The sequence below is a fragment of the Phytohabitans kaempferiae genome, assembly GCF_042433955.1.
Classification (GTDB): Bacteria; Actinomycetota; Actinomycetes; order Mycobacteriales; family Micromonosporaceae; genus Phytohabitans; species Phytohabitans kaempferiae.
In genome coordinates this window covers 33,890-59,451 of record NZ_JBHLUH010000003.1, presented here as the reverse complement: position 1 = coordinate 59,451, position 25,562 = coordinate 33,890, and the positions used below count along the sequence as shown (strand labels likewise).

Below are 25,562 nucleotides of genomic sequence, written 5' to 3'. Positions count from 1 at the left end.
GGCCGTTGTGGCGCGCGCCGCTTCCGCTTGTGCGTGCCTCAGCGGCCGACGGGACGGCGCGCCTGCGCCTCCAGCACGGCGCGCACCGGGATCACGTGCCCGAGCAGCCCCACGCCCCAGCCGAGGATCGGCCAGACCGGCCAGAAGTACCACGCGCCGCTGCTGATCCCGACCGCCGCCCAGATGCCGAGCATGAGGATCGAGCCCGCGACGTACGCCGCGACGTGCGCCTGCATCCCCAGTCGGGCGCCGGCGGCGTGCCGCTCGCGGCGACGGTCACGGGCCCGGGCCCGCACCCAGCCCGCCGGCAGGTCGGCGACCAGGGCGTCGAGCTCGACACGGGTACGTGCGGCGTAGGTGGCCGCCGACCGCTCGTCAAACTCCTCCGTCTCCAGGTAGCCCGCCGCGAGAGCGTCACTCAGCAGCGCCGCCACCGACTCGCGCTCCGCGTTGCCCACACGCTCCAACTCGCTCGCCATGACTCCTCCTCAACTCAACGCACATCCCACAGTGCCAGGTTGTCTTGTCACTGTCAAGATTGGTGCCGCATGCGTGGCTCAATGACGCCCAGGCAGATCTTGGTAATCGACGGCCCTCCGGCAGGCCGTCAACGTCCACGGTCTACTCCTGGAGCGCGACAGCGCACCAACAAGCACGCCGGAGCCGGAGCGCTCCCGCCGCAGGCGCACTCGCATCACAAACCACAACAGCGGCGGCGCCACAGACTGAGGCCGCCCACAGAAGCCCGACCAACGACGGCGGGCGAGGCCGCGGGAGCAGCGGCCGGGACCACGACGGTCATCGCGGCAGCCCAAAGCTGCTTTTGTTGGACCAGATCCGCTAGAGCAGCACGCGGGAGAAACTCGGCAGCGGCTGCCCTTGCAACCGCCCGACGTATCTCGTGCGGAAGCTCACCAGCCGGATCGCCCCGACCAGCAGCAAACCGGCGACGATGCCGTCGAGCCAGTAGTGGTTGGCGGTGATCACCACGACGGTCACGGTCAGGATCGGATGGGCGAGTGCCAGCCACCGCCACCGGCCGCTGGTGACGCGGATGAGCGCGATCGCCACGAGTAGGGCCCAGCCGACGTGCAGTGACGGCATCGCCGCAAACTGGTTGGCGACACCGTCGGTGCTGTTGTCCGGGTAGGCCGAGGGGCCGGTGAGGATCATCGTGTCGACCATGCCGAAGCTGGGCACCAGCCGCGGCGGCGCGAGCGGAAAGACCACGTGCACGGCCAGCGCGGCGCCGGTGAGCACCGCCATTTCGGTGCGCATACGCAGGTAGTCGGGGCGGTGGCGGATCCACAGCCACACCATCGCCGCGATCGTGCCGGGGAAATGGACGCCGACGTAATAGATGTTTGCCAGTCGCGCCGTCGGCCCCCACGACAGCGCCCAATCCTGAATGGCGGCCTCACTGGGCAGGTGAAGTGCCCGTTCGACTGCCCAAACCCAGTCCGCATGACGGAAAGCAACGCCCAATTGGCCGTCTGCGAGATGGCGTATGCCCTGGTAAATAACCATCATCGAGGCGATCAAGATCACCTCGATGACGAGTTCGCGCACGTGTGCGGCCTTAGGGCGCCCCGGCCCTGGCCGCACAGGTAGTGCTGTATGTGGACCCGCGGCGGGCCGCGCGGCCTCTTCCGTGACTGCCATCGCCGTCCCCCACCGAGATTTCATCCACGGTTTACGTAATTCAACGCTAAGTGAAATCTCTATACCAGAACAACGATTAACCGTGTGACCCCACGCACAACGACACCTCTCGAAGTCATCCGACTGATCGTAGACGGGCTACGCACGCCCCTGATGTTCCACATTGTTACGTGAGACCAACGACATCAGGGCGCCCCGCGGTACGCGGGGCGCCCTGATCGATCCGACCGGCTCTCGGGACCGGTGGCGCACGAAAACCGGCAGAAAGGGTTTGTGAGCGGCGCCACTGTCCCGGCGGCGGCACCGCCCACAAACCGCTCATCCCCTGGTACGCAGCCAGGCCGCCGTATCGACGGGAAGCGCGTCGCCATCCAGCGGGCCGCTCGCGAGCAGCACCTCGGCGTGCGCGGGCAGCGGCACGGCCACCGCCGAGAGATTGAGCACGCACGCGAAGCCGGGCTCGCGCGCGAAGGCGAGGACACCGTCGGACACGGGCAACCACCGCATACCGCCCTCGCCGAGGGCAGGCTCCGCGCGCCGGATGCGCAACGCCGTCCTATACAGCTCCAGCATCGAGTACGGATCACCCGACTGGGCCGCCACGGTCCGATCCTTCCAGTCTGGTGGTTGCGGCAGCCACGGTGCCGCCACGGCGCGACTGCCCTGTTTCGTGGCGATGACGATACAAAGCCAAACTTGAATACGCAAGAACACGACTAGTATCTGAAAGAACCGGGATGCAGACCAGAACCAGTCAGGGCGCCCACCGCGAGGTGGGAACGCCTTGATCAGGTCGGGTTTGGGGTGATCAGCTCCTGGGCGCCGGGGCGGTCGAGCCGCGGACCACGAGCTCCGGCTCGAAGAGCAGCTCCTCCGGCGGGACGCCGACCCCCTCCATCTGCTGCACGAGGAGGTCAACGACGGACTGGCCCATAGCCTCGATCGGCTGGCGGACGGTGGTCAGCGGCGGGTCGGTGCAAGTCATGATCGCCGAGTCGTCGTAGCCCACGATCGACACGTCCTGTGGCACGCGCTTGCCCAGCCGGCGGACCGCGCGCACGGCGCCGAGCGCGAGCACGTCGCTGGCGCAGAGGATGCCGGTCACGCCCCGCTCGGCGAGGCGCGTGGCGGCCGAGCGGGCCCCCTCCATCGAGAAGCTGGCGCGCTCGACGTCGCAGGTAACCTCCGGACTGCCCTTGACCGCCGCCTGGAGCGCGTCGAGCTTGCGCCGGGATGGCACGTGGTCTTCCGGACCGAGCAGCGCGCCGACCTTCTGGTGGCCGAGCGAGACCAGGTGGGCGTACGCCTGCTCGACCGCGACCGCGTCGTCGGTGGAGACGCTCGGGAAGCCCAGCCCTTCGACGCCGGCGTTGACGAGCACCGCCGGGAGCCCTCGCTCGCGCAACGTGCGGTAGTGGTCGTGCGGCGCGTCGGCCATCGCGTAGTTGCCGCCGGCGAAGATCACGCCGGACACCTGGTGCTCCAGCAGCATCTCGAGAAAGTCGGTCTCGGAGACACCGCCGATCGTGCGGGCGCAGAGGATCGGCGAGAGGCTGCGCTGCACCAGCGCGCCGGTCACCGCCTCGGCGAGCGCCGGGAAGATCGGGTTTTGCAGCTCGGGCAGCACCAGGCCGACCAGCCGGGCACGCTCGCCGCGCAGCTTGGACGGCCGCTCGTAGCCGAGCACGTCGAGTGCGGTCAGCACCGCGGCACGGGTCGCCTCGGACACGCCCTCGCGGCCGTTGAGCACGCGGCTCACGGTGGCCTCGCTGACCCCCGCCTTCTTGGCGACCTCGGTAAGGCGTCGTGTCACGGCGAAATCGTACGGCAAGCGGCTGCAAGAACTGACATCTCAGACCAGCCCGCTGGTGGGTTCTTAACGCAGATCACGCAAGGAATCTTCAATCGCGCGGTGAAAAGTCGGGTACGCGTAGATTGTGCTCCGCAACGTCTCCACCGGTACCGCCGCGTGCACCGCAAGCGTGAGCGGGGCGAGCACCTCGCCGCCGGCCGGCCCCGCGGACGTCGCGCCCACCAGCACGCCCCGGTCGGCGTCGGCCACGAGCTTGACGAAACCGTCGTTGCCCGCCTTGTGGATCCAGCCCCGCGCCGAGCTTGGCACCTGGGCCAGGGCGGTGCTCACCCGCAGGCCCCGCTCCCGCGCCTGCGCCTCGGTCAGCCCCACCGCGCCGATCTCCGGATCGGTGAACGTCACGCGCGGCACCGCCCGGTAGTCCGCCGGCGGCCCCTCCTGCCCGAGGATGTCCCGGATCGCGATGCCCGCCTGGTACATCGCCATGTGCGTGAACTCGCCGCGCCCGGTCACGTCGCCGACCGCCCACACCCCGTCGCCGGCCCGCATACGGTCGTCCACCTCGATGTGCTCGGCGTCCGAGTCGAGGCCGACCGAATCCAGGCCCAGGTCGCCGAGCTGCGCTCGCCGGCCGATCGCCACGAGCAGCTTCTCCGCGACGACCAGCGACCCGGTGGAGAGGTGCACGGTGAACTCGCCACCGCCGTACCCGACCCGCTCCGCCCGCGCCCCGGTCCGGAACTCGACGCCGTCCCGCGCGAGCACGGTGGCGGCCAGCTCCGACGCCTCGGGCTCCGCCATCGCGAGTACGTGGTCGAGCGACTCGATCACCGTGACCCGTACGCCGAAGCGGGCGAACGCCTGCGCCAGCTCCAGCCCGATCGCGCCGCCACCGAGTACGGCGAGGGAGGTGGGCAGCTCCTCCACCTCGATCGCCTCGCGGTTGGTCCAGTACGGCGTGCCGGCCAGCCCTTCGATCGGCGGGATCACGGCCGAGGTGCCGGTGCCGAGCACGATCCCCCGCCGCGCCTCGTAGACCTCGCCGCCGACCTCGACCCGCCCCGGGCCGGTGAGCGTGCCGTACCCCCGCACGAAGTGCCCGCCCTTGCCGGTGAACCGGTCGACGGCAACCGTGTCGTCCCAGGTGTCGGTGGCCTCCTCGCGGATGCGCCGCGCGACCGGCGCCCAATCGGGCTCGACCCGCGCCTGCCCCGCGAGCAGCTCGACCCGCCGCGCCTCGGCCAGCGCGTTGGCCGCTCGGATCATCATCTTGCTCGGGACGCAGCCCCAGTACGGACACTCGCCACCGACCAGGTTGTGCTCGATGCCGACGACCGACAGGCCCGCCTCGGCCAGCTTGCCGGCCACCTCCTCGCCGCCCACGCCCAGCCCGACGACCACGACGTCCACCTGCCGCACCATGCCGCCAGCATGCCACCAACGGGTGACCGGGACGGCCGGGAAGCGGGAGCCCGTAGGGCATTTCCGCAGGTAGTCGCTACGCTCGATCGCGTGCGGAGAGTAGGTGGGCGGACGGACCGCGTCGTGGTGGTTGGCGCCGGCCTCGGTGGTCTCGCCTGCGCCCTGCACCTCGCCGGTGCCGGGCGGCAGGTGACCGTGCTCGAACGCGAGGCGGTGCCTGGCGGGCGTGCCGGGCGGTTGACTGTGGACGGGTACGAGTTCGACACCGGCCCGACCGTGCTCACCATGCCCGACCTCATCGCCGAGGCGCTCGACGCGGTGGGCGAGCGGCTGACCGACTGGATCGAGCTGAGCCGCCTCGACCCGGCGTACCGCGCGCACTACCCCGATGGCTCCACATTGGACGTCATCACCGAGCCGTCCCGCATGGCCGCCGAGGTCGAGCGGGTCTGCGGACCGTCCGAAGCAGACGGTTACCTGCGCTTCGTGGAGTACGCCAGGCGGCTCTGGGAGCTGGAGCGGGCCGATTTCGTCGAACGCAACCTCGACTCCCCCACCGACCTGCTTACCGGCAACCTGTTGAAGCTGCTCGCGATGGGCGCGTTCGGCCGGCTCCAGTCCAAAATCGACCAGTTCTTCACCGACCCCCGCACTCGGCGCGTCTTCTCGTTCCAGGCCATGTACGCCGGCCTCGCCCCGCGCGACGCGCTCGCGATCTACGCGGTCATCGCCTACCTCGACTCGGTGGCCGGCGTGTACTTCCCGCGCGGCGGCATCCACGCCGTGCCGCGCGCGCTCGCTGGCGCCGCGGAGAAGCACGGGGTCCAGATCCGCTACGGCACCACGGTCACGCGCGTGGAGACGTCGGCCGGGCGGGCGGTCGCGGTGCACACCGCCGCTGGTGAGCGGATCCCGGCCGATGTCGTCGTGCTCAATCCCGACCTGCCGGTCGCCCGCCGCGACCTGCTGCCGCCACGCCGCCACCGCCCGCTGCGCTACTCACCGTCGTGCGTGGTGCTCCACATCGGATCCAGGATGGAGTACGGCCGGATCGCGCATCACAACCTCCACTTCGGACGCGACTGGCAGGGGGCGTTCGACGAGGTGATCCGGCGCGGCACGCTGATGTCCGACCCCTCGCTGCTGGTGACCAACCCCAGCCGCACCGACGACTCGCTGGCGCCGCCCGGCCGCCAGGCGTACTACGTGCTCGCCCCGGTGCCCAACCTGCTCCGTGGCCGCGACCTCGACTGGCGCGGCGGGCTCGGCGAGCGGTACGCCGCCGAGCTGATCGGAGTGCTGGAAGCCCGGGGCTACAAGGATTTCGGAGAGGGCGTGGAAGTGTCCCATGTGGTCACACCGCCGGACTGGGCGGACCTCGGCATGGCGGCGGGCACTCCGTTCGCCGCGGCGCACACCTTCTGGCAGACCGGCCCCTTCCGCCCGGGAAACCTCCACTCCACACTGGACAACGTGGTCTTCGTCGGCTCCGGCACGCAGCCCGGCGTGGGCGTACCTATGGTGCTCATCTCCGGCAAGCTCGCCGCCCGTCGCGTGACGGGACGCGCGGCGTGAGCGCGGGTCGGGAAGCCCACCTGGTCGAGCTGGTCGACGAAGAGGGGCGGCCGGTCGGTGAGGCGACGGTAGCCGCCGCGCACCGTTCACCAGGCATGCTGCACCGGGCGTTCTCCGTGCTGCTCACCGCCCCTGGCGGGCGCGTGCTGCTCCAGCGGCGGGCCGCCGTCAAGACCCGCTTCCCGCTGCGCTGGGGCAACGCCTGCTGCGGCCACCCCGCCCCGGGACAGGCGGTGACGGAGGCGGCGACCATCCGCCTTGGCGAGGAGCTGGGGCTGGCGCCAGTGCCGCTAACCGAGATCGGCGTGTACGTGTACCGTGCGCAGGACCCGGCGACCGGCCGCGTCGAGGTGGAGTACGACCACGTGCTGCTCGGGCGGATCGCCGCCGACCACTCGCTGCGCCCCGATCCCGCCGAAGTGGCCGAGCTGCACTGGACGCCGCTCGGCGAGGCGCTGAGCGGCATCGATACGCGACCCGACGACTACGCCCCGTGGTTGGCAGGCGTGCTTTCAAAGCTACATCTCGATTCTCAGGGGTCACTCTAGTAGGGTTTTGTCGCTCTGTTCCCGAACCGTCGGGAGTACGCGACGTGACCCACCGAGCCGCCGTCATCAGCGCGCTGGTCGTACTGGCGCTGCTGGTCGGCGGGCGATGGGTCCTGGCCCGCGAGCCGATCGAGGCCATCGCGACCGAGCAGGGTCTGGGCCCACCGCCGGAGGCGACGGTCCCCTCACCTTCGCCGCCGGAGCCCACGCCCTCCGCCGCATCGAGCCCGACCCCGACCGCGACCGCCGTGTCACCGAAGACGCCCAAGCCGCGCAGTGGGATCGGCCCGCACGACACGCGGCGGCTCACCGGCAGCCGGAAGGTCGCGCTGACGTTTGACGACGGCCCGCACCCGGTGTGGACCCCCAAGGTGCTCGACCTGCTGCGCAGGACCGGTGTGAAGGCGACGTTCTGCGTCGTGGGCACCGAGGTGCGGGCGTATCCGGCGCTGGTCGCGCGCATGATCCGCGAGGGCCACACGCTGTGCAACCACACCTGGCACCACGAGCTCGACCTGGGTACCAAGCCCGAGCCGGAGATCCGGGCCAACCTTGAGGCGACCAACCGGGAGATCCGCAAGGCCGTACCAGGCGCGAAGATCGCGTTCTTCCGTCACCCCGGCGGCAGGTGGACGCCCGCGGCCGTCAAGGTCTCCCGCGAACTGGGCATGACCTCACTGGACTGGGACGTCGACCCGCAGGACTGGAAGAAGCCGAGCGCCGACGCGATCCGCACCAGGGTCATCAACCAGGCCCGCCCCGGCTCGATCGTGCTGCTCCACGACGGCGGCGGCGACCGAAACGGCACGCTGGCCGCCTGCCCTGCGATGGTGGAGGAGCTGAAGCGCAAGTACGGGATCGTGCTGCTCCGCTGAGCCGCCGCCTTGGGTCTTCTGCGGGGAATGTGACGCGCCCGGTATCGGTTTGGAAGGAAGGTCGGACGTCGCGTATGCTTTCGAAGCCTCCGGCGGGGCCGGATGGGAGCAAAGCTGCCTGACTTGTGATGTGCAATGATGGCGGGGCCCGCCCTCATCGTCTAGTGGCCCAGGACGCCGCCCTTTCAAGGCGGTAGCACGGGTTCGAATCCCGTTGGGGGCACGGTCCGGCCCAGCCGGAGAGCAAGGTCCTGTGGAGCAGTCGGAGTGCTCGCCGCCCTGTCAAGGCGGAGGTCGCGGGTTCAAGTCCCGTCAGGACCGCGGTCAACATGACGCGGCCAGGTAGCTCAGTTGGTACGAGCGTCCGACTGAAAATCGGAAGGTCGGCGGTTCGACCCCGCCCCTGGCCACATAGCCTTTCGCCGGGCTACAGCAGCGCTCACCAGCGGTTTCGCCGGTGGGCGTTTTGCTTGCCGGAGGGCGGGCCTCAGGGCAGGTCGGCGAGGCGGCGTTTCAGGAAGCGGCGCTGGGGTTCCTGGCGGACCAGGGCGAGGGCCCGCTCGTACGCGGCTCGTGCCTCGGTCACCCTTCCCAGGCGGCGGAGCAGGTCGGCGCGGGCGGAGTGGGCCAGGTGATAGCCGTCGAGCCTGCCGCCGGCCAGCACCGCGTCCAGCTCGGCCAGGCCCGCCGCCGGGCCGTCGCGCATCGCCAGCGCGACCGCGCGGTTGAGGGCGACCACCGGGGAGGGGTCGGCGCGGGTGAGCAGGTCGTACAGGTCGACGATCCGGGGCCAGTCGGTCGCCTCGGCGGTCGGTGCCTCGGCGTGTACGAGGGCGATCCGGGCCTGTAGGGCGTACGTGCCGACCTGTCCCGAGGCCCTTGCGCGGGCGAGCAGGTCGGCCGCCGCGGTGATCTGGTCGCGGTGCCAGCGGGAGCGGTCCTGGTCGGGCAGGAGCACCAGGTCGCCGCCGGGCGTGGTGCGGGCGTCGCGGCGGGAGTCTTGCAGCAGCATCAGCGCGAGCAGGCCCCGCACCTCGGGGTCGGGCAGCAGCTCGGCCAGCAGGTGGCCCAGGCGGATCGCCTCACCGGTCAGGTCGGCGCGGACCACGGCTTCGCCGGAGGCGGGAGCGTATCCCTCGGTGAAGATCAGGTACACCGTGCTGAGCACCGGATCGAGTCGGCTGGGAAGCTCGGCTGGCGGCGGCACGGCGTACCCGATGCGGTTGGTCTTGATTTTGTTCTTGGCCCGGACGATGCGTTGGGCGACGGTCGGTGGCCCGGTGAGAAAGGCCCTCGCGATCTCCTCGGTGGTGAGGCCGCAGACCTCGCGCAGCGTCATGGCCACCTGGGCGTCCGCGGGCAGGGCCGGATGGCAGCAGGTGAAGATGAGGCGCAGCCGGTCGTCCGGGAGGTCGGGCGACTCCTCGAACGGCTCCGCGGCGGCGGGCGCGAGCCGCGCGGCCAGCTCGCCGAGCAGCGCGTCGAAGCGGGCGCGCCGGCGCAGGCGGTCGATCGCCTTGAAGCGGCCGGCGGAGACCAGCCACGTGTACGGGTTGGCGGGCGGGCCGGTCTGCGGCCACTGCTCCACCGCCGCCACGAACGCGTCCTGCACCGCCTCCTCGGCCAGGTCGAAGTCGCCCAGCAGGCGGATCAGCGTGGCCAGGACCCGCCGGGAGTGGGCGCGGTAGACGGCGTCGACATCGGTCACGAGTGTTCGCGCATGAGGTCGAACGCCGGGCGCACCTCGATGCTGCCGAGGCGGGCGCTCGGGATCCGCCCGGCGATCTGGATGGCCTCGTCGAGGTCGCGCGCCTCGATCAGCATGAAGCCGCCGAGCTGCTCGTTCGTCTCCGCGAAGGGGCCATCGGTGGCGGAGAGGCGGCCGTCGCGCACGCGTACGGTCACGGCGGACTCGACCTGCTCCAGCGCCTGGCCGACGACAAGCTGGCCGCTCGCCCGCAGGTCTTCCTCCAGGGCGGTGGTCTCGTCGATCAGCGCGTCGACCTCGGCCTGCGACATCGCCAGGACGCGCGCCTCGTCGGCGTAGAAAAGGCAGACGTACTTCACTGTCGATTCTCGCCTTCGCCGTTCGACTACGTCCCGAAGCCCCAGCTAACCAGACGGAGGGACGAGAGATGGACAAGGTCGTTTCGCGCGACGGCACCTCGATCGCGTACGAGCGCGTGGGCACCGGTCCCGCGCTCATCGTGGTGGACGCGGCCGGCAACTACCGGGACTTCCGCCCCCTGCCGGCGCCGGTGGAGCTGCTGGCGGCCGACTTCACCGTGTACGTGTACGACCGGCGCGGGCGGGGCACCAGCACGGACACACCGCCGTACGCGATCGACCGGGAGGTGGACGACATCGCCGCGCTCATCGCGGCGGCGGGCGGCTCGGCGTACCTATACGCCCTCTCCTCCGGCGGCCTGCTCGCCCTCCACGCGGCCTCGGCCGGGCTGCCGGTACCCCGGATGGCGCTCTTCGAGCCGCCGATCGAGCCGGTCGAGGCGCCCGGGGGCGAGAGCGCGTTCACGGCCGAGATCGCGGCGCTGGTCGAGGCGGGGCGCCGCCGGGACGCGGTGGAGGCGTTCCACCGGGGCATCGGCGTGCCCGACGAGATCATGGCGGAGATGTCACCGGAGGTGTGGGCGGCGCTGGAGGCGGTGGCGCACACGCTGGTGTACGACTGCCGCCTCTCCGACGCCATGTCGCTCCCGCTGGTCCGGTCGGTGACGGTGCCGACGCTGGTCATCGGCAGCCACGGCAGCTCCGGCGACCTGACCGGCATGGCCGCCGCCGTGGTCGAGGCCCTGCCCAACGGCACGCACCGCGGCCTGGCCGGGGAGTGGCACGGGGTACCGCACGAGACGCTCGCCCCGGTCGTGGCCGGATACCTCCTCGACGGGCGCTGAGGAGGCGCGAGTCAGGCGACGCGGGTCAGGCGGCGCGGCGGCGCAGCGTGGCCACGGCCGAGCCGGCGAGCGTCAGGAGGCACTCGGGGAGCTGGCCGTCGGCGAGGGCGGCGCCGAAGAGGGCCTCGCCGGTGGAGGCGTCGGCGTTGGCGTACGCACTCACGAAGCGGGCGACCCAGCGTGCGTCGTAGCGAGCCTCGTCGATCCCGGGAAAGTCGAGCGTCCAGCGCCCGCGCTGCACGTTGTCACCGACCATCGTGGCCGCTATGCACCACGCCACGCCGTACGCACCGGCGACGCCGGACCGGTCGACCACCGCGTCGAACGCCCCGACCACGGCGTCACTGTCGCCGGCCAGCGCGCTGCGGAGCACCTGGGCGGCGTCGTCGAACGCCTCTGACGGAACTTCGGTCACGAGGCGAAGGGTATGCCGCGTGGTCAAGGTGTGCGCGACGAAATGACTTCACGCCAACACAGCTTCTTCTCAGGCAGCTCGCAACAGGCAGGTCAGGCGGGCCGTGCAGACGCGAGCGCCGCTCTCGTCCGTGATGACTATCTCGTACGTGGCGATCGTCCCGCCGCAGTGCACCGGCGTCGCGACGCCCGTGACCGTGCCCGCGCGCACCGCCTTGTGATGCGTCGCGTTGAGATCAACTCCAACCGCGAAGGGGCGCCCGATCGTACTCCCGTGCGTGACCGCGCCGAACGAGCCGAGCGTCTCGGCCAGCACCGCCGAGGCGCCGCCGTGCAGCAGGCCCATCGGCTGCGTGTTGCCCTCGACCGGCATCGTCCCGACCACGCGCTCGGGGGACGCCTCGACGACGGTGATCCCCAGTCGCTCGGCCAGCGCGCCAGGATCGAGCGAGTGCGTACCCTTCGAGACCTCTGCCGCAGGTTCCACGCAGCGGAGGTTACTCGCCCGTACGAGAATGGCCTGCGACCGCAGTCACACTGCGTACCCGGAGGCACGCTAGTGTCCCCACCGGACCCCCGCCGACCCCCGGGGAGGGAGGACAACCTCATGCACGGCTCGCGCAGCGCTGCCATCGCCGCCTGCACCGCGTTCCTGCTCGCTATCGCCGGCTGCGGTACATCGGATACACCGGAGGAGAACACCGCTAATCCGGTCCGTCTCTACGGTTCAGACGGCAACATGATCAACTCGTTCGGTGACCAATTCAAGGATCAGGCGGGCCTGCTGGCGGGCATGAAGGGCACCACGCCGATGACCCCGCTCAGCGACGACTTCAAGAAGCGGCTGCGCTCGGTCGACCAGGATCTGGGCGACTTCGTCTACGCGGGCGAGAGTTATGACGCCGTGGTGATCAGCTCCCTCGCCGCCGAGCTCGCCGGCAGCACCAGCCCTGGCGAGATCGCAAAGTACATCAACGGCGTGACCACCGAGGGCGAGCGCTGCGACACTCCCAAGGCCTGCCTGGACCTCGCGCGGGCCGGTCGCGACATCGAGTACCGGGGCGTCTCGCTCAAGCGCGGCGGCTTCACCGACGCAGGCGAGCCCTCCACCGCCAGCTACGCGACCATGCACTTCGACTCGAGCGACCGCCTCGACGACGGCAAGACCGAGTTCGTCGGCGCGGGCGACGAGGCGACCACGACCACCAAGCAGGCCCCCGCCCCGCGCCCGACCGAGGGGCGCGACCAGGCCGAGACCGGCGCGCCCCTCAAGATCGGTGGCCTGCTGCCGCAGACCGGTGACCTGGCGCTGGCCAACCCACCGCTGGCCGCCGGCTCCGCGCTCGCCATCCGCGATGTCAACGCCGCCGGTGGCGTGCTCGGCCAGCCGGTCGAGTGGGTCGACGGCGACGACGGCACCAACCCGGAGAAGGCCAAGGAGACCGTGGCGTCGCACGTCGCGGCGGGCGTACACGTGATCATCGGGGCCGGTGCCTCGGGCATCTCCCGAGCCGTACTGCCGGACGTGGTCAAGGCCGGGCTGATCCTCTTCTCCCCGTGCAACACCGACGCCGGGCTGAGCGAGGTCGACGACCAGGGGCTCTACTTCCGCACCGCCCCCTCGGACCTGTTGCAGGGCAAGGCGCTCGCCGATGTGATCATGCGGGACGGCTCGCAGCAGATCGCGATCGTGGCCCGCAAGGACTCGTACGGCGAGGGCCTGCAGGGCAACGTCCGCGCCGAGCTGGAGAAGGCCGGTATCGACGCCGGCAACCTGAAGCTGCTGACGTACGACCCGCCGGAGGACCCCGCCGCGCCGCTCGACTTCGGCGAGGGCGCCAATCAGATCAGGGACTTCAAGGCGGATGCCGTACTGGTGATCGGCTACGGCGAGTCGGCGAACGTCATCAAGGCCCTCGTCGCAGCGGGCGTGGAGTTGCGCCAATAGGGCCTGTTTCATGAGGGCATGGCCGGCCTGCGGCGGGCCCAGACGACGACCGGCGGCACCGGACGAAAGGCCACATACAACACCGGTATGCGACCTTCCGCCCGGCACCACCGGACGCCGCCTGGACTCCGCCTCGGCTCGACCGACCCTCATGAAACAGGCCCAGTCAGTCTGCCTGGCACGTTTCCGGGATCCGTGGGGTGGTGTGCGCGCCGTACGGTTCCCTCATCAACGAAGCGAGACCGAAACGGAGCCCACGATGAGCGAGTTCGACGACCCGACCCTGACCGACGACCCGAGCACCGGTCACGAGGGCTTCGGCGCCAGCGGCGACAGCGGCCACGACACCGGCTACGACCAGCCGGTGCAGGACCAGCCGTACGGCCACGACCAGCACTACACCGAGCCGCACGGCGAGCCGGACTCGATCGTGAAGCACAATGTGGACGGTTCCACGGACGTGGTGGTCGACCTCGACGGGGACGGATACGCGGACCTCGTTCAGCACGACAGCGACAGTGACGGAAACGCCGACACGGTCTACGTGGACAGCAACAACGACGGGCGCCTCGACACGATCCTGAAGGACTACGACGACGACGGCGACCTCGACGCCGCGCTCGCCGACACCAACGCCGACGGCCGGATCGACTACGTCGCCGTCGACCACAACGACGACGGCAAGATCGACCACGTCACGCTGGACACCGACTACAACGGCAAGGCTGACACCTGGATTTCCGACGTCGACTACGACGGCAAGCCCGACGTGGCCTTCGTGGACACCAACAACGACGGCACGCCCGACGTGGCCGTGACCGACACCAACCACGACGGCCGGCCCGAGCAGCAGCCGGTCAACCCGTACGCCGCTAGCTGACTCTCGCTTCGGCTGGCACGGATCGTCACCGCCGCTTAGGGTGCCCTGGGGCCTGTCGGCAGGCCCCAGGGACCTGGGACCGCAGACACCGCAAGCGAAGGACGAGCATGAGCGAGCCGCAGGAAACGGTTGAGACCAGGGGCGACGAGCGCGTCGACCTGTTGAAGATGGACACCGACGGCGACGGCAAGACCGACCTCTGGGCGGCCGACACCGACGGCGACGGCAAGCCCGATCTCTTCCAGTTCGACACGGACAGCGACGGCAAGGTCAACGTCACGATGAGCGACCTGGACGAAGACGGCACGCCGGAGCAGGTGGTCGAGGGCGACGGCGGTCACCCGCCGACCCCGTAGAGCCAGCACGAGGTGCAGAGTCAGGGGCGTCCCACGAGGGGCGCCCCTGATGTGTGTCTACAGCGAGAGCGCGGCGCACGCCGCCGTCAGGACCAGCAGCGCGATGGCGAGCGTGAGCATCCGCCGGCGCATCGAGCCACGCCGCACGTCGCGGGCGACCGCCTCCGGATGCCCCAGCAGGCGCAACCGCCCCCGCTGCCGCAGCACCTCGTCGCGCCACTGCTCGACCGAGGCGGTGTCGTGCGTGGTCTGCGCCCGGCTCAGCTCCAGCGCCAGGCGCGCCTGGGCCCGCTGGAGCCGGCGTACCGCCCGCCGCCCGAGCACGCCGGCCCGGGCGTACGCGTGCCGGCGGGCATTGGCGCGCAGGTGTCCCATGCTCAGCACGTTCAGCTCGGCGGGCGTGGCGATGTCCGGGTCGTCCAGCGCGGCGAGCTGCTGCGTGTAGTAGTCCGCCTCGCGGTGCCGGGCGGTGCGTACCAGCAGCAGGATCGCCAGCAGCGGCGGGATGCCCTTCGTCAGCAGCACGGCGATCAGGAGGTATCCGTTGTCGCCGGCCTCCACGGTGAGCAGCGGCGAGTTCCAGACGAAGTGGCAGGCCCACGCGCCGAGGAAGCAGGCGACCGCCACGCCGATCCGGAAGCGCAGGGTGCGGTCGGTGCGGACCAGCACGGAAGCCACGCCGGCGCCGGCGAGCGCGCTGAAGAGCGTGTGACTCCAAAGGCCGGCGAGGAAGCCGCGGACGAAGAAGGTGGCGAGCACCGGCCCCACCTCGTCGCCACGCCCGGCGGCGTTGACCGCGCTCACCGCGTACACGATGTCTTCGACCACCTGGAAGCCGAGCCCGACCAGCGAGCCGTAGATGACCCCGTCGAGCACGCTGTTTATCTGTGCCCGCGCGATCAGCACGATCACGACGATGCCGAGCGTCTTGGCTACCTCCTCGACGGTCGGCCCGGCGATCGCCGAGCCCCACGCGGCCGCGAAGGCCGGGGAGTGCCCCTTGGCGAGCATGTTCTGGATCGCGACGCTGCCCGGCGCGGAGACGGTGGTGGCCACCAGCCCGCCCCAGGCGAAGGCGGTGGCGAGCAGGAGCGGCGGCTCCCGTTCCAGATAGTCGAGCGCGGCGACGAAGAGCCAGAACGGCACCGCGTACACCGCGAAGAGCGCGAGCGCGGTGATGGTCGCCACCGGGTACTCGGCCACCGCCTGCCGGATGAGCATCGCCATCCGGGCGGCGCCCACCGCGAGCAGGAGCGCGACCAGCCAGAACGCGGGCAGCAGCAGCGACTTGCGGGCCACCGCCCAGGCCGGCGTGGGGCGTACGGGCGCGGTGCGGGCGCTGCGCGGGGGCACACCGTGGCCACCGGGGCAGCCCGCGGCGGCGGTCACATCCGCTCCTGGTACGTGATGGTGGCGACGCTCGCGGCGATCACCGGCTCGATCTCTTCGAGCTGGGTCTCGGTGCCGCTCACGGTCACCTCGATGGAGACGGTGGGGGCGAGGAAGACGGCGTACCGCCCGGCCCGGTCCGGCGTCGTGTACGCGCCCGAGCGCCCGCCCAGCCCGGTGCCGGTGAGCGCGGGCAGGCCGGCGTCGAGCTGCCCGTCGGCACTTGTCACCTTGCGCCGCAGGCGGTCGACCGCGCCGTCGAGGTCGCCGTCGAAGGGGGCGACCACGAGGACGTACCGCACCGGCCCGAGGACGAACAGCGCCGTGCCCTGGCGGGCGGTGGGGCGGGTGCGGGTCACGTCGAGCACGGCTCCCGCCGGAGGTACGACCGAGACGCCGCCGCCCACCTCGTACGGCAGGTGGTGCGGGACGGCACGCTCGGCGGGAAAGGAGCGATCGACCGCGGGCAGCCCCACCGCGATGACGACAAGGATCAGCAGGATGCCGAGGCTGCCGGCGGCATTTCGAAGCAGCCGGCCCCGCTGGACCCTCATGTGACGACGCTAACGGCCATGAGCGAATCAGAGTGCGGGTTTCTCACTACTCAGAGATCATTTAGGCGCGGCCGTCCCAGATTACGTTCCGGTAACCATGCCAACCTTCTCCGCAGCCTCGATCATCCATCACGCGTAGGCGGTAAAGAGACGGAGACGCATGAGGCTGGTGTTTCGTCGCGCCCGTGGAGTGAAGAATCTCCTCTTCGCGGCGACAGGTGCGACATTGATCGCGACCGTACTGCTCACCGGCCTGGCCGACTACAGCCGAGAGGTGGTCGACGCGGGCGCGCGCAGCGCCGTGGCGTCCGCGGCCCCCGAGGAACGGTCGGTGCTGATCCAGGGCCCGGCGGGCGGCACCGCGTTCGCCGAGCGCGACGCGGCGGTCCACGACCGTTACGCCAACGGCTTCGCCGGCCTGGACGCACGCGTCTCGACCGCCGGATACGCGGTGGGGCGCCAGCTCACCGGCGAGGTCGGTGACGCCAACCCGGACAAGGACGGCGTCGTCTTCGCCTCGGTCACCTTCCTCGACGGGCTCGCCGAGCACGCCGACCTGGTCGGCGGCGCCTGGCCCGAGCCGGGCGCGACGCCGAGGCGCACCGCCCTCGCCGAGGCGGCCGCCCGGACGCTGCACCTTGAGGTGGGCGACCGGATCACGGTGCACGACCGGCTGAGCCGCACCTCCTCAGAGATAGAGGTGTCCGGCATCTGGCGCCCGCGCGACCCCAACGCGCCGTATTGGCGGCTCGCCCCCGGGGTCGGCGACGGCGCCGCGCCGCAGTCGTCCACGTACGGGCCCTTCGTCGTCGACCGGGCCGACTTCCTGAGCGGCTTCTCGGCCAGCGCCTCGGCGGCGTGGCTGGTCGAGCCGGACCTCGCCGGCGCATCGCTGGCCCAGCTCGACGGCGTGGCCCGGGCCGCGACCGAGGCCGTCGACACGCTCGCCGAAGACATCGGGCTGGGCTCCTCCGGCCTGGTCACCTCCCGCCTGGACCAGCTCACCGAGCGCCTCGAACGGGCGGACATGGTCGGCCGCTCGGCACTCATCACGCCGATGCTGCTGATGGTGGTGCTGGGCGGATACGCGCTCGTGCTGGTCGCCGTACTCATGAACGAGCAACGCCGTGGTGAGACGGCGCTGCTGCGGGCGCGCGGGGCCGCACGGCTCCAGCTCGCCGGCCTGGCCGCCCGCGAGGCCGCGCTGGTCGTCCTCCCGGCGGCGGTGCTCGCGCCGCTGCTGGCCAGCCAGATCCTCGAGTACGTGGACCGCGTGCCGATGCTCGCCGCCGGCGCGCTCCGGCTGGCGCCCCGCTTCGACACGCTGACCTGGGCGGTCGCCGCGCTGGCCGCGGCCGGTTGTGCGGTGGCGATGCTCGGCCCGGCGCTGCGCCGCGGCGACACGTACGTGGCGGAGATGGCCAGCCGCTCGCGCCCGACCCGGCGCGCCGCAGCCCAGCGGGCCAGCCTCGACATCGCGCTGGTGGGGCTGGCCGTGCTCGGCTGGTTCCAGCTCCGGCAGTACTCCTCCCCCCTCGCCGGCGGCAACCTCGGCATCGACCCGCTGCTCGCGGCGAGCCCGACGCTCGGTGTGCTGGCCGGCGCGGCCATCGCGCTGCGGGCACTGCCACCGCTGACCCGGCTCGCCGAGCGGGCCGTCGACCGCAAGCCGTGGACCGCCACGATCTTCGGCATGTGGCAGGCCGGGCGGCGGCCGCAGGCGGGTCCGGTGCTGCTGCTCGCGCTCGCGGTCGCGGTGAGCACGCTCGCGTGGTGCCTGGCCGGCACGTCCGAACGCTCCCTTGTGGACCAGGCCGACCACAGCGTCGGCGCCGACCTGCGGCTCGTGGAGGCGACCCGGTACGCGCCCGAGGGCCGGGCCGCCGAGATCACCGCGCTGCCCGGTGCCGAGACCGCGCTGCCGGCCTGGCGCGACAGCCTGCGGCTGGGCACCGAGAGCACCAGCGCGTCGGTGATCTCGCTCGACGCGGCGGCGGCGGCCGGTGTGGTGCGCATCCGGGACGACGTCGCGGGCGGCTCCCCGCAGGCCCTCTTCGCGAAGCTGAGCGAGGGCCGGGCCGAGGCGCCCGTGGTCGAACTGCCCGCGGAGACCCGGCGGATCTCCGGCGAGGTGGTCACCCAGGTCGCAAACTGGACGTCGGATTTCTACCAGCCGCCGGAGCCGGAGGTACGTACGGACGCCGTCTTCGCGGTGCCCGGTGGCTACCAGCGGGTCCCGCTCGGTGTCAGCACCAACGCCCAGCCGCTCCGCTTCGCCGTCGACCTGCCCGAGCACCTGCTGCCCGCACGGCTCGCCGGGTTCACGGTGGGCAGCAGCGGGCCGGCTGGCTTCCAGGTGAGCTGGCGGGTACGGTCGCTGGTCGCCGGTGACTCGCCCGTCGACCTGGCCGCCACCGGGCAGTGGCAGGCGCGTACGCGGGCCGGCACCGAGGCGACCGGCGGCGAGGGCCCCACGGCCCAGCACACGCAGGAGAACGCCGGCCTCTGGGGTTACGAGCAGCCGCTCAACCTCGTGGTGACCCGGGTCCGGCAGGCCAAGCCGGTGCCGGTGGTCGCCACGCCGGCCGCCCTCACCGCGCTGCGCCTGGGCAACGGCGACGAGACGCGCATGTCGCTCGGGCAGGACGAGGTCGGCGTGCGGATTGCCGGTACGGTCGCGGCCGTACCCGGCACCGAAGACGCCGCCGCGCTGCTCGCCGACCTTCCGTCCCTGGCCGCGGAGGCTTTCTACGGGTACGGCGAGGTGCGCCAGCCGCAGGAGTGGTGGCTGGCGACCGGGGACGATCCGCAGGCCACCGCCACCGCGGCGGCCGCGCTCTCCGGTATCCAGGTGCTCGACCGGCGGGCCGCGGCCGAGGAGGCGGGGCGCGACCCGTACGGCGTGGGCGCCCGCGCGGCCCTCTTCGCCGCCGCCCTCGGCGCGGTGGTGATCGCGGCGATGGGCATCGGCGTCGACATCCGGGCCACCGCGCGCCGGCGGATCGGCGAACTGGCCGTACTCCACACGCTCGGTGCCAGCCCTCGGCTGCTCGGCCGCTCGCTGGTCGCCGAGCAGACGTTCCTCGCCGGCGTCGGGGTACTCGTCGGGCTCGTGGTCGGCATCGGCGTCGCGGCGACCATGGCACCACTGGTCATCCTCACGCCCGCGGCCGGTCGCCCGGTGCCGGAGCCGCTGCTGACCGTGGTGTGGTCGCCGGTCGGCGCCACGGCGGCCGGGCTGCTGCTGCTCACGCTCGCCCTCAGCGCCTCGGTGGCGCTCGCCGCCCGGCAACGGCTGATCGCGGCCCAGCTACGGATCGGAGCGGACGCATGAGGGCCGTACTCTGGCGGGTCCGGGTCTTCGCCGGGCAGTTCGGGCTCCTCGCCGCCCTCACGCTGATCGCCGCCCTCCTGATCACCGCCGCGCCCCGGCTCGCCAACGACCTCAGCGACGAGGCGCTGCGGGAAGACGTGGGGCGGCTGCCGTACACCGCCCGCGACATCACTCTTTTCGAGCGGCCGGAGTCGCTCTCGACCGATCCGACGCTGGCCAGTGCGGCAAACGCGCTGACGACCTACCGCGACCGACTGCCCGCGCCCCTGCCCGGGCTGGTCGGCGAGGCGTGGTTCACCGCGGGCCTGGAGGGCATGACACTCGCGCCGTCCGGCCCGCGTACGCAGTTCGGCCTGCGCACGCAGGCCGGGGCGCCGGAGCGGGTACGCCTCACGACCGGCCGCTGGCCGGCCAACGACTCCGACACCGACACGATCGAGGTGGCGCTCTCCCAGCGGGTCGCCGACCAGCTCGCCGCGCCGGTGGGCACATCCCTCCGGATCGACCCGGCCCCCAACCAGGTCGGCGGCACCGCGCCGGTCACGGTCGTCGGCGTCTTCGAGCCGCTCGACGGCGCCGAGAGCGCGTGGGAGTCGATGCGGCTGGCGCTGGAGCCGTTCCCCGGCCTCCCGCCGGACACTCCGCCGGCGGCTCTCGCGATGACCGACGGCGCGGGCCTCGCCAGGGCGGTGCTCTCGCTGGGGCCGCCGTCACTGTCCTGGCGGTACCGGGTCGACGAGAGCCGCCTCGACGGCGGCGGGCTCCAGGCGGTCACCACCGCGCTGGCGGAGGTCAAACGCACGCCGCCTGGCCCCGGGCTCAGCACCTCGACCAACCTCGACGCCACGCTCGTCCGGTTCGACGGCCAGCTCCGGGCGGTGTCGGCGCTGCTCGCGGTCGTACAGGCCGGGCTTGTCGCCACGCTCCTCGGGCTGATCGCGCTCGCGGCGGCGCTGGCGGTGGAGCGGCGGCGGGAGGAGTTCGCGCTGCTTCGCGCCCGCGGCGGCACGGTCGCGGCGATCGGCGGGCGGTCGCTGGCCGAGTCGCTGGTCGTACTCCCTCTCGCGGCGGCGGTCGGCTGGCTGCTCGGCACGTACGTACCGGGACGCCCGGCGGCCACCGGTTGGCTGGTCGTGGCCGCGGGCGCGGTCGCCACGCTGGCGATCCCGCTGCTGGCGGCGGCGAGCCAGCGACGGCTGTCGTTCACCGCGCGCCGGCAGGACCTCGTGCGGCACCGGCCCTCCATACGCCGCCTCACCGCGGAGCTGTTCTTCCTGTTGGTCGCCGGCCTCGGCGCGGTGCTGCTGCGCCGCCGCGGGCTGAGCGCGGACGGCGGCGTCGACCCGTACCTCGCCTCGGTGCCCGTACTGCTCGCGGTCGGGGCCGCGATCATCGCGATGCGGATCTTCCCGTGGCCGCTGGGCCAGCTCGGCCGGATCGCCGCCCGGGCCCGTGGCGCGGTCGCGTTCCTCGGTCTGGCGCGTGCCGGCCGAGGCGCCCCGGTCACGATCGGGCCGCTCGCGGTACTCGTGGTGGCGATCGCCACCGGCATCTTCAGCGGTGTGGTCATGTCGTCGATCGGCGACGCCCGCGACCGCGCCACCGATCTGGAGATCCCGGCGGACGTGCGGGTCGCCGGATACTCGTTCGCCGCGGCGACCGCCGAGCGGCTCACCGCCGTGCCGGGCGTGACCGCGGTGGCGCCGTTCGCCCTCGACCCGGCCTCGCGGTTGACCCAGTCCAACGGGGCCACGAGCTCGGTGCAGGTCGCGGTCGTCGATGCCACGGCACTGGCCGAGGTGATCGCGGCGAGTGGTGCCGGGGTCTCGCTGCCGGCGGCGCTCGTCGAGGCCCGGCCCAGCGACGGTCCGATGCCGGCGCTGGTCTCACCGGACCTGGCCGACGCGGTGGCCGATGGCGGCGAGGCGACCATGGGCAGTTACACGTACGGCTTCACGGTGGCCGCCGTCGCCGACACGTTCCCCGGCATGGGTCCGACGGCCGGGCGGTTCATCGTGCTGCCGCTCCAGGCGCTGCCCGACCCCTCGGTGGTGGCGCCGGACGCGTTCCTCGTCGCCGGCGAGGGGATGAGCCCGCAGGCACTGCACGAGGCGAGCGCGCCCGGCTCCACGCAGACCGTCACGGTCACCACCTGGTCCGACCACCGCCGCAGCCTCGACCAGACCGGCGCCAACGAGGTGCTGACCTTCACGTTCACCACCGGAGCGGTCGGCGCCACGGCGCTGGCGCTGCTCGCGGTCGGCTTCACCGTGCTGGCCGGCGCCCGCGTACGCGGGCAGGTGCTCTCCCGCCTCCGCACGCTCGGCCTCTCCGGCGGTCAGGGTCGGGGCCTGCTCGTGTACGAGCTGGTGCCCCTCGTCGGCATCGCCGTACTGGCCGGCGGGCTCGTCGGCGTGTTCCTGCCCCGCGTGCTCGGGCCGGCGCTCGGGCTCTCCAACTTCAGCAGCGGCACGGCGGTACGCACTGCCCTCGATCCGCTCCTGATCGGTGCGGTGTTGGCGCTGGTGGTGGCCGCCCTGGCCGCCGCGGTGCTCGTTGAGAATGTCATCAACCGGCGGATGCGCCTCGGCGAGGTGCTCCGGGTCGGAGAGGAGGGTTCGTGAGCGAGCGGGGTTGGCGGCTGGCCTGGGCCGGCGCCGAGCGAGCGATCGAGGACGAGCGATGACCGCCGCGACCGACACGCCCAGCCTGGCGGAGTTGCAGCGACGGGCGGCCGAGCGGGCCGCCGCGCGCGCTGGCGGCACCGACCGGCTGCGCGGACACATCGTCTGCGACGGCCTCGTACGCATCTTCAAGACCGACGGCGTCGAGGTCGTCGCGCTCCAGGGGCTCGACCTGGTGGTCGACCGCGGCGAGCTGCTGGCGATCGTGGGCGCCTCCGGATCGGGCAAGTCGACGCTGCTCAACATCCTCTCCGGCCTCGACGTGCCGACCGCCGGGATCGCCCGCGTGGCCGGCGTCGACCTGCTCACGATGTCGGCGAAGCGCCGCCTGCGCTACCGGCGGCACATGGTCGGCTTCGTGTGGCAGCAGACCGCACGCAACCTGCTCCCGTACCTCACCGCCACGGAAAACGTGGAGCTGCCGATGCGCCTCGCCCGCCGCAAGATCGGCAGCCGCGCGAAGGAGCTGCTGGAGATGGTGGGCGTCGCGCACTGCGCCGACCGCCGCCCGCCACAGATGAGCGGTGGTGAGCAGCAGCGGTGCGCGGTGGCCGTGGCGGTCGCCAACGACCCCGAGGTGCTCTTCGCCGACGAGCCCACCGGCGAACTCGACGAGGCCACCGCCGGCGAGGTCTTCGGCGCCCTCCGCACCATCAACGCGGAGCTGGGCGTCACGATCGTCGTGGTCACGCACGACGCCCAGGTCTCGTCCCAGGTCCGTCGCACGGTCGCGATCCGCGACGGCCGGACCGCCTCGGAGGTACGCCGCTCCGCCCGGGTCGCCGACGACGGCTCGCACGAGCTGGTGACCGAGGAGTACGCACTGCTCGACCGGGCCGGCCGCATGCAGTTGCCGGCCGCATTCGTCGAATCGCTGGCCCTACGCGAGCGGGTCAAGCTCAACCTCGAGCCCGACCATGTCGAGGTTCGCCGCGGGGATGGTGACAAATGATCGTACGGGTCGAGGGCGTCAGCCGCGATTTCACCGGCGGCGGCCAGGTCGTGCACGCCGTACGCGACGTGAGCTTCACGGCCGAGAAGGGCGAGCTGGTGGCGATCCGGGGCCGCTCGGGCGCCGGCAAGACAACGCTGCTCAACCTCATCGGCGGGCTGGACCGCCCCACCGCCGGCACTGTGCACGTGGCGGGGCACGACGTGACCGCCGCCGGTGAGCACGACCTGCTGGCGCTGCGGCGGGGCACGATCGGCTTCGTCTTCCAGTCGTTCGGGCTGATCCCGATCCTGTCCGCCGCGGAAAACGTGGGCGTACCGCTGCGGCTGGCCAAGGTGCCCGCGGCGGAGCGCGAGGAGCGCGTGGCGATGCTGCTTGAGATGGTGGGGCTGGGGGCGCACGCGGCGCAGCGGCCGTACGAGCTCTCCGGCGGGCAGCAGCAGCGGGTCGCGGTCGCCCGGGCACTGGCCAACGACCCCCAGCTGCTCATCGCCGACGAGCCCACCGGCCAGCTCGACTCGGAGACCGGACGCTCCATCATGGACTTGCTGCGGGCGCTGGTGCGGGCGCGCGGCATGACCGCCCTGGTCGCCACGCACGACGCCAGCCTCATCGACATGGCCGACCGCGTGCTCATGCTCCGCGACGGCGCCCTGGTCACCCCCGAAGCGGCCATGGCCTAGGCGGGCTTATTCAAAGAGACAGATCCGAGCTACCGCGACGTCCGCAGCCCAAATCTTGTTTCTCGTAAATGGCCGCAAACAGTCGAGGGGCGGGACACCTTTTCTGGTGTCCCGCCCCTCGCACGAAGGCTTTCGACTGGGAGAGCGGTCCGTCAGTCCCCCTGGCGCTGCTGGGGAATCTGCCCCTGGAGCAGGGCGCGAACCTCCGACTCGCGGTAACGCCGGTGGCCACCCAGGGTCCGGATTGCGCTGAGCTTGCCCGCCTTCGCCCACCGGGTCACGGTCTTCGGGTCAACACGGAACATCGACGCCACCTCGGCCGGCGTGAGTAGCGGCTCTGGTTCATGCGTACGCGATGCCATCGGTCACTCCTCCACATACCTATAGACATCGGCCGGGGTCCCGCCGGCCGACGCGTCTCCCATGGTCCGGCTAGTCCCCGATGTCCGACATGGGCCGAACGGCCTAACGTCCCTGGATGGACGGATGAGCAATGACCGATTTATGCTGATTTTATACGCCAGAAACCGTCTTTTTTGGACGCTCTGTCACGCTTCGTGATTAGGCAACTACCTGCCGACTACTCTCTGGGAGCGCGCCCAGTGCGCCGAAATCACCCTTAATTGCATCGTTCCAGCAACTGCACCGCGCGCCACCTTGACACCAGCTTCTCGTACGCCTCGGTCGCCGCGTCGGCGTCACCACGGGAGAGCCCGGCGAGCCCAGCGGCCACCAATTTGGGCGAATCGTCCGCTTCCAGCACCTCGTCGGAGAGCAGGTCGACCAAGCCTCCGTAGTCGAGCTCCACCACCGAGCGCGGATGGAACTCTTCCAACCAACGCGCGCCCTCCTCGACCGCCTCCGTGATCGGCGCGTCTCCCACCGACTTGCGGAGCACCGAGACGCCCCGGTGGGCCCGCCGCCGTGCCTTGGAGATCTCGGTGCGGTAGCGCAGCGCTCGCCGACCCCGCCGCGTGACCAGCTCGCGCTCCTCGGCGTCGACGAAGACGAACCACCGCAGCGGTACGCCCCACGTGGCGATCTGCTCGTGCACCCGCGGCACCCCGTGCTCGAGCACTCGGGCACCGCTGCGCCAGTCTTCGACGATCGCCTTCGCCTGGCCGGCCAGGATCGGCGGCACGAACGCGTCGGCCAGCACCGAGGGCACCCCGTCGCGGGCACTCAGAGCGGCCTCAGCGACCCGCACGCGCAGGTTCCAGGGACAGACCAGGAGAGTGTCGTCGGCCTCCAGCACGTACGCCTCGTCGGGCAGGTCGGGCAGCCGGGTCCAGCCGGCACCGAGCGCCTCCAGCACAGCCGTGCGCTGGCGGCCCGGCCCTTCGAGCGGCGCCACCGCGCGACCCTCCCGCACGTACCGCCGCCAGAACATCTGACGGTCGCGGTCGAAGGCGGTCAAGGGCTCATAGACACGCAAATACGAAGCGAACAGCGACGGCACGGCGCGATCCTCCCACGAAAAAGTACGCCTACGACGTCGGCGTCACCAATGAACCTCTTCATCAACCGGACAGCGTGTCGGAGCCAGCCGCTTTCTGGGGTA

General features: G+C 71.8%; 24 protein-coding genes and 3 tRNA genes. 14 read left to right on the top strand and 13 right to left on the bottom strand.

Features of this window, described 5'->3' with window-relative positions:
• Positions 1-38 precede the first annotated feature (38 nt).
• The 5 genes from ACFFIA_RS00720 to ACFFIA_RS00700 form a co-directional block, all read right to left on the bottom strand.
• Complete coding sequence (locus ACFFIA_RS00720; protein ID WP_377243645.1) at positions 39-479, bottom strand: DUF1707 domain-containing protein; 441 nt, start codon at positions 477-479, stop codon at positions 39-41.
• Positions 480-840: 361 nt separating this feature from the next.
• The gene (locus ACFFIA_RS00715) at positions 841-1,569 is read right to left on the bottom strand and encodes a phosphatase PAP2 family protein (RefSeq protein ID WP_377243642.1); all 729 of its coding nucleotides are present in this window, start codon (positions 1,567-1,569) and stop codon (positions 841-843) included.
• Between the two features lie 411 nt (positions 1,570-1,980).
• Entirely contained in the window at positions 1,981-2,376 is a 396-nt protein-coding gene (locus ACFFIA_RS00710) for a DUF3459 domain-containing protein (protein ID WP_377243639.1), read from the bottom strand.
• 94 nt (positions 2,377-2,470) lie between these two features.
• Positions 2,471-3,475 (bottom strand): LacI family DNA-binding transcriptional regulator, encoded by a 1,005-nt coding sequence (locus ACFFIA_RS00705; protein WP_377243637.1) that lies wholly within the window; start codon positions 3,473-3,475, stop codon positions 2,471-2,473.
• A gap of 63 nt (positions 3,476-3,538) precedes the next feature.
• Complete coding sequence (locus ACFFIA_RS00700; protein ID WP_377243634.1) at positions 3,539-4,897, bottom strand: dihydrolipoyl dehydrogenase family protein; 1,359 nt, start codon at positions 4,895-4,897, stop codon at positions 3,539-3,541.
• A gap of 90 nt (positions 4,898-4,987) precedes the next feature.
• Here ACFFIA_RS00700 and crtI point away from each other — a divergent pair, with 90 nt between their 5' ends.
• The 6 genes from crtI (at position 4,988) to ACFFIA_RS00670 (ending at position 8,305) form a co-directional block, all read left to right on the top strand.
• A complete protein-coding gene (gene crtI / locus ACFFIA_RS00695; RefSeq protein ID WP_377243631.1) occupies positions 4,988-6,472 on the top strand; it encodes a phytoene desaturase family protein in 1,485 nt (494 codons plus the stop codon).
• Entirely contained in the window at positions 6,469-7,020 is a 552-nt protein-coding gene (idi, locus tag ACFFIA_RS00690) for an isopentenyl-diphosphate Delta-isomerase (protein ID WP_377243628.1), read from the top strand. Before crtI ends, idi begins: the two co-directional genes overlap by 4 nt.
• 44 nt (positions 7,021-7,064) lie before the next feature.
• On the top strand, positions 7,065-7,895 hold the full coding sequence (locus ACFFIA_RS00685) for a polysaccharide deacetylase family protein (protein WP_377243625.1): 831 nt from the start codon (positions 7,065-7,067) through the stop codon (positions 7,893-7,895).
• A 150-nt stretch (positions 7,896-8,045) separates the two neighbouring features.
• Positions 8,046-8,118, top strand: a tRNA-Glu gene (locus tag ACFFIA_RS00680).
• Positions 8,119-8,142: 24 nt separating this feature from the next.
• Positions 8,143-8,216 (top strand) — tRNA-Asp (locus ACFFIA_RS00675).
• Between the two features lie 15 nt (positions 8,217-8,231).
• Positions 8,232-8,305: transfer RNA gene (locus tag ACFFIA_RS00670), tRNA-Phe, on the top strand.
• Positions 8,306-8,382: 77 nt separating this feature from the next.
• On the opposite strand, the gene ACFFIA_RS00665 is transcribed toward ACFFIA_RS00670, so the two are convergent.
• On the bottom strand, positions 8,383-9,603 hold the full coding sequence (locus tag ACFFIA_RS00665) for an RNA polymerase sigma factor (protein WP_377243622.1): 1,221 nt from the start codon (positions 9,601-9,603) through the stop codon (positions 8,383-8,385).
• On the bottom strand, positions 9,600-9,962 hold the full coding sequence (locus tag ACFFIA_RS00660) for a YciI family protein (RefSeq protein WP_377243619.1): 363 nt from the start codon (positions 9,960-9,962) through the stop codon (positions 9,600-9,602). Before ACFFIA_RS00660 ends, ACFFIA_RS00665 begins: the two co-directional genes overlap by 4 nt.
• Positions 9,963-10,030: 68 nt before the next feature.
• Between ACFFIA_RS00660 and ACFFIA_RS00655 the strand changes: the two genes are divergently transcribed.
• Positions 10,031-10,807 carry an alpha/beta fold hydrolase gene (locus ACFFIA_RS00655; RefSeq protein ID WP_377243616.1) on the top strand — a complete coding sequence of 259 codons (777 nt, stop codon included), beginning with the start codon at positions 10,031-10,033 and terminating at the stop codon, positions 10,805-10,807.
• 25 nt (positions 10,808-10,832) lie between these two features.
• Here ACFFIA_RS00655 and ACFFIA_RS00650 read toward each other — a convergent pair whose 3' ends face one another.
• Both ACFFIA_RS00650 and ACFFIA_RS00645 read right to left on the bottom strand, forming a co-directional pair.
• Positions 10,833-11,222 (bottom strand): hypothetical protein, encoded by a 390-nt coding sequence (locus ACFFIA_RS00650; protein ID WP_377243613.1) that lies wholly within the window; start codon positions 11,220-11,222, stop codon positions 10,833-10,835.
• Positions 11,223-11,291: 69 nt separating this feature from the next.
• On the bottom strand, positions 11,292-11,708 hold the full coding sequence (locus ACFFIA_RS00645) for a PaaI family thioesterase (RefSeq protein WP_377243610.1): 417 nt from the start codon (positions 11,706-11,708) through the stop codon (positions 11,292-11,294).
• A gap of 120 nt (positions 11,709-11,828) precedes the next feature.
• Between ACFFIA_RS00645 and ACFFIA_RS00640 the strand changes: the two genes are divergently transcribed.
• From ACFFIA_RS00640 to ACFFIA_RS00630, 3 genes are all read left to right on the top strand, one after another.
• Complete coding sequence (locus ACFFIA_RS00640; RefSeq protein ID WP_377243607.1) at positions 11,829-13,169, top strand: ABC transporter substrate-binding protein; 1,341 nt, start codon at positions 11,829-11,831, stop codon at positions 13,167-13,169.
• Positions 13,170-13,428: 259 nt separating this feature from the next.
• Positions 13,429-14,049, top strand: coding sequence for a hypothetical protein (locus tag ACFFIA_RS00635; RefSeq protein WP_377243604.1), 621 nt, complete (start codon positions 13,429-13,431; stop codon positions 14,047-14,049).
• Between the two features lie 107 nt (positions 14,050-14,156).
• Positions 14,157-14,405 (top strand): hypothetical protein, encoded by a 249-nt coding sequence (locus ACFFIA_RS00630; protein WP_377243601.1) that lies wholly within the window; start codon positions 14,157-14,159, stop codon positions 14,403-14,405.
• A 57-nt stretch (positions 14,406-14,462) separates the two neighbouring features.
• Here the strand turns inward: ACFFIA_RS00630 and ACFFIA_RS00625 are convergent, their stop codons facing one another.
• Positions 14,463-15,794, bottom strand: a complete 1,332-nt coding sequence (locus ACFFIA_RS00625; RefSeq protein WP_377243599.1) for a PrsW family intramembrane metalloprotease — start codon at positions 15,792-15,794, stop codon at positions 14,463-14,465.
• Positions 15,791-16,348, bottom strand: coding sequence for a hypothetical protein (locus ACFFIA_RS00620; protein ID WP_377243596.1), 558 nt, complete (start codon positions 16,346-16,348; stop codon positions 15,791-15,793). Before ACFFIA_RS00620 ends, ACFFIA_RS00625 begins: the two co-directional genes overlap by 4 nt.
• Positions 16,349-16,508: 160 nt before the next feature.
• Between ACFFIA_RS00620 and ACFFIA_RS00615 the strand changes: the two genes are divergently transcribed.
• Genes ACFFIA_RS00615 through ACFFIA_RS00600 form a run of 4 tightly spaced genes read left to right on the top strand, consistent with a single transcriptional unit; the run spans position 16,509 to position 24,001 of the window.
• Positions 16,509-19,682, top strand: coding sequence for an FtsX-like permease family protein (locus ACFFIA_RS00615; protein WP_377243593.1), 3,174 nt, complete (start codon positions 16,509-16,511; stop codon positions 19,680-19,682).
• Positions 19,679-22,306 carry an ABC transporter permease gene (locus ACFFIA_RS00610; RefSeq protein ID WP_377243590.1) on the top strand — a complete coding sequence of 876 codons (2,628 nt, stop codon included), beginning with the start codon at positions 19,679-19,681 and terminating at the stop codon, positions 22,304-22,306. Before ACFFIA_RS00615 ends, ACFFIA_RS00610 begins: the two co-directional genes overlap by 4 nt.
• Before the next feature lie 58 nt (positions 22,307-22,364).
• Complete coding sequence (locus ACFFIA_RS00605) at positions 22,365-23,318, top strand: ABC transporter ATP-binding protein (RefSeq protein ID WP_377243587.1); 954 nt, start codon at positions 22,365-22,367, stop codon at positions 23,316-23,318.
• The gene (locus ACFFIA_RS00600; RefSeq protein ID WP_377243584.1) at positions 23,315-24,001 is read left to right on the top strand and encodes an ABC transporter ATP-binding protein; all 687 of its coding nucleotides are present in this window, start codon (positions 23,315-23,317) and stop codon (positions 23,999-24,001) included. Before ACFFIA_RS00605 ends, ACFFIA_RS00600 begins: the two co-directional genes overlap by 4 nt.
• 152 nt (positions 24,002-24,153) lie before the next feature.
• Here the strand turns inward: ACFFIA_RS00600 and ACFFIA_RS00595 are convergent, their stop codons facing one another.
• Together ACFFIA_RS00595 and ACFFIA_RS00590 are read right to left on the bottom strand one after the other, a co-directional pair.
• Positions 24,154-24,363: a BldC family transcriptional regulator gene (locus ACFFIA_RS00595; protein ID WP_007073996.1), complete on the bottom strand. Its 210-nt coding sequence runs from the start codon at positions 24,361-24,363 to the stop codon at positions 24,154-24,156.
• Positions 24,364-24,620: 257 nt separating this feature from the next.
• The gene (locus ACFFIA_RS00590; protein ID WP_345069769.1) at positions 24,621-25,460 is read right to left on the bottom strand and encodes a DUF8083 family protein; all 840 of its coding nucleotides are present in this window, start codon (positions 25,458-25,460) and stop codon (positions 24,621-24,623) included.
• Positions 25,461-25,562 lie beyond the last annotated feature (102 nt).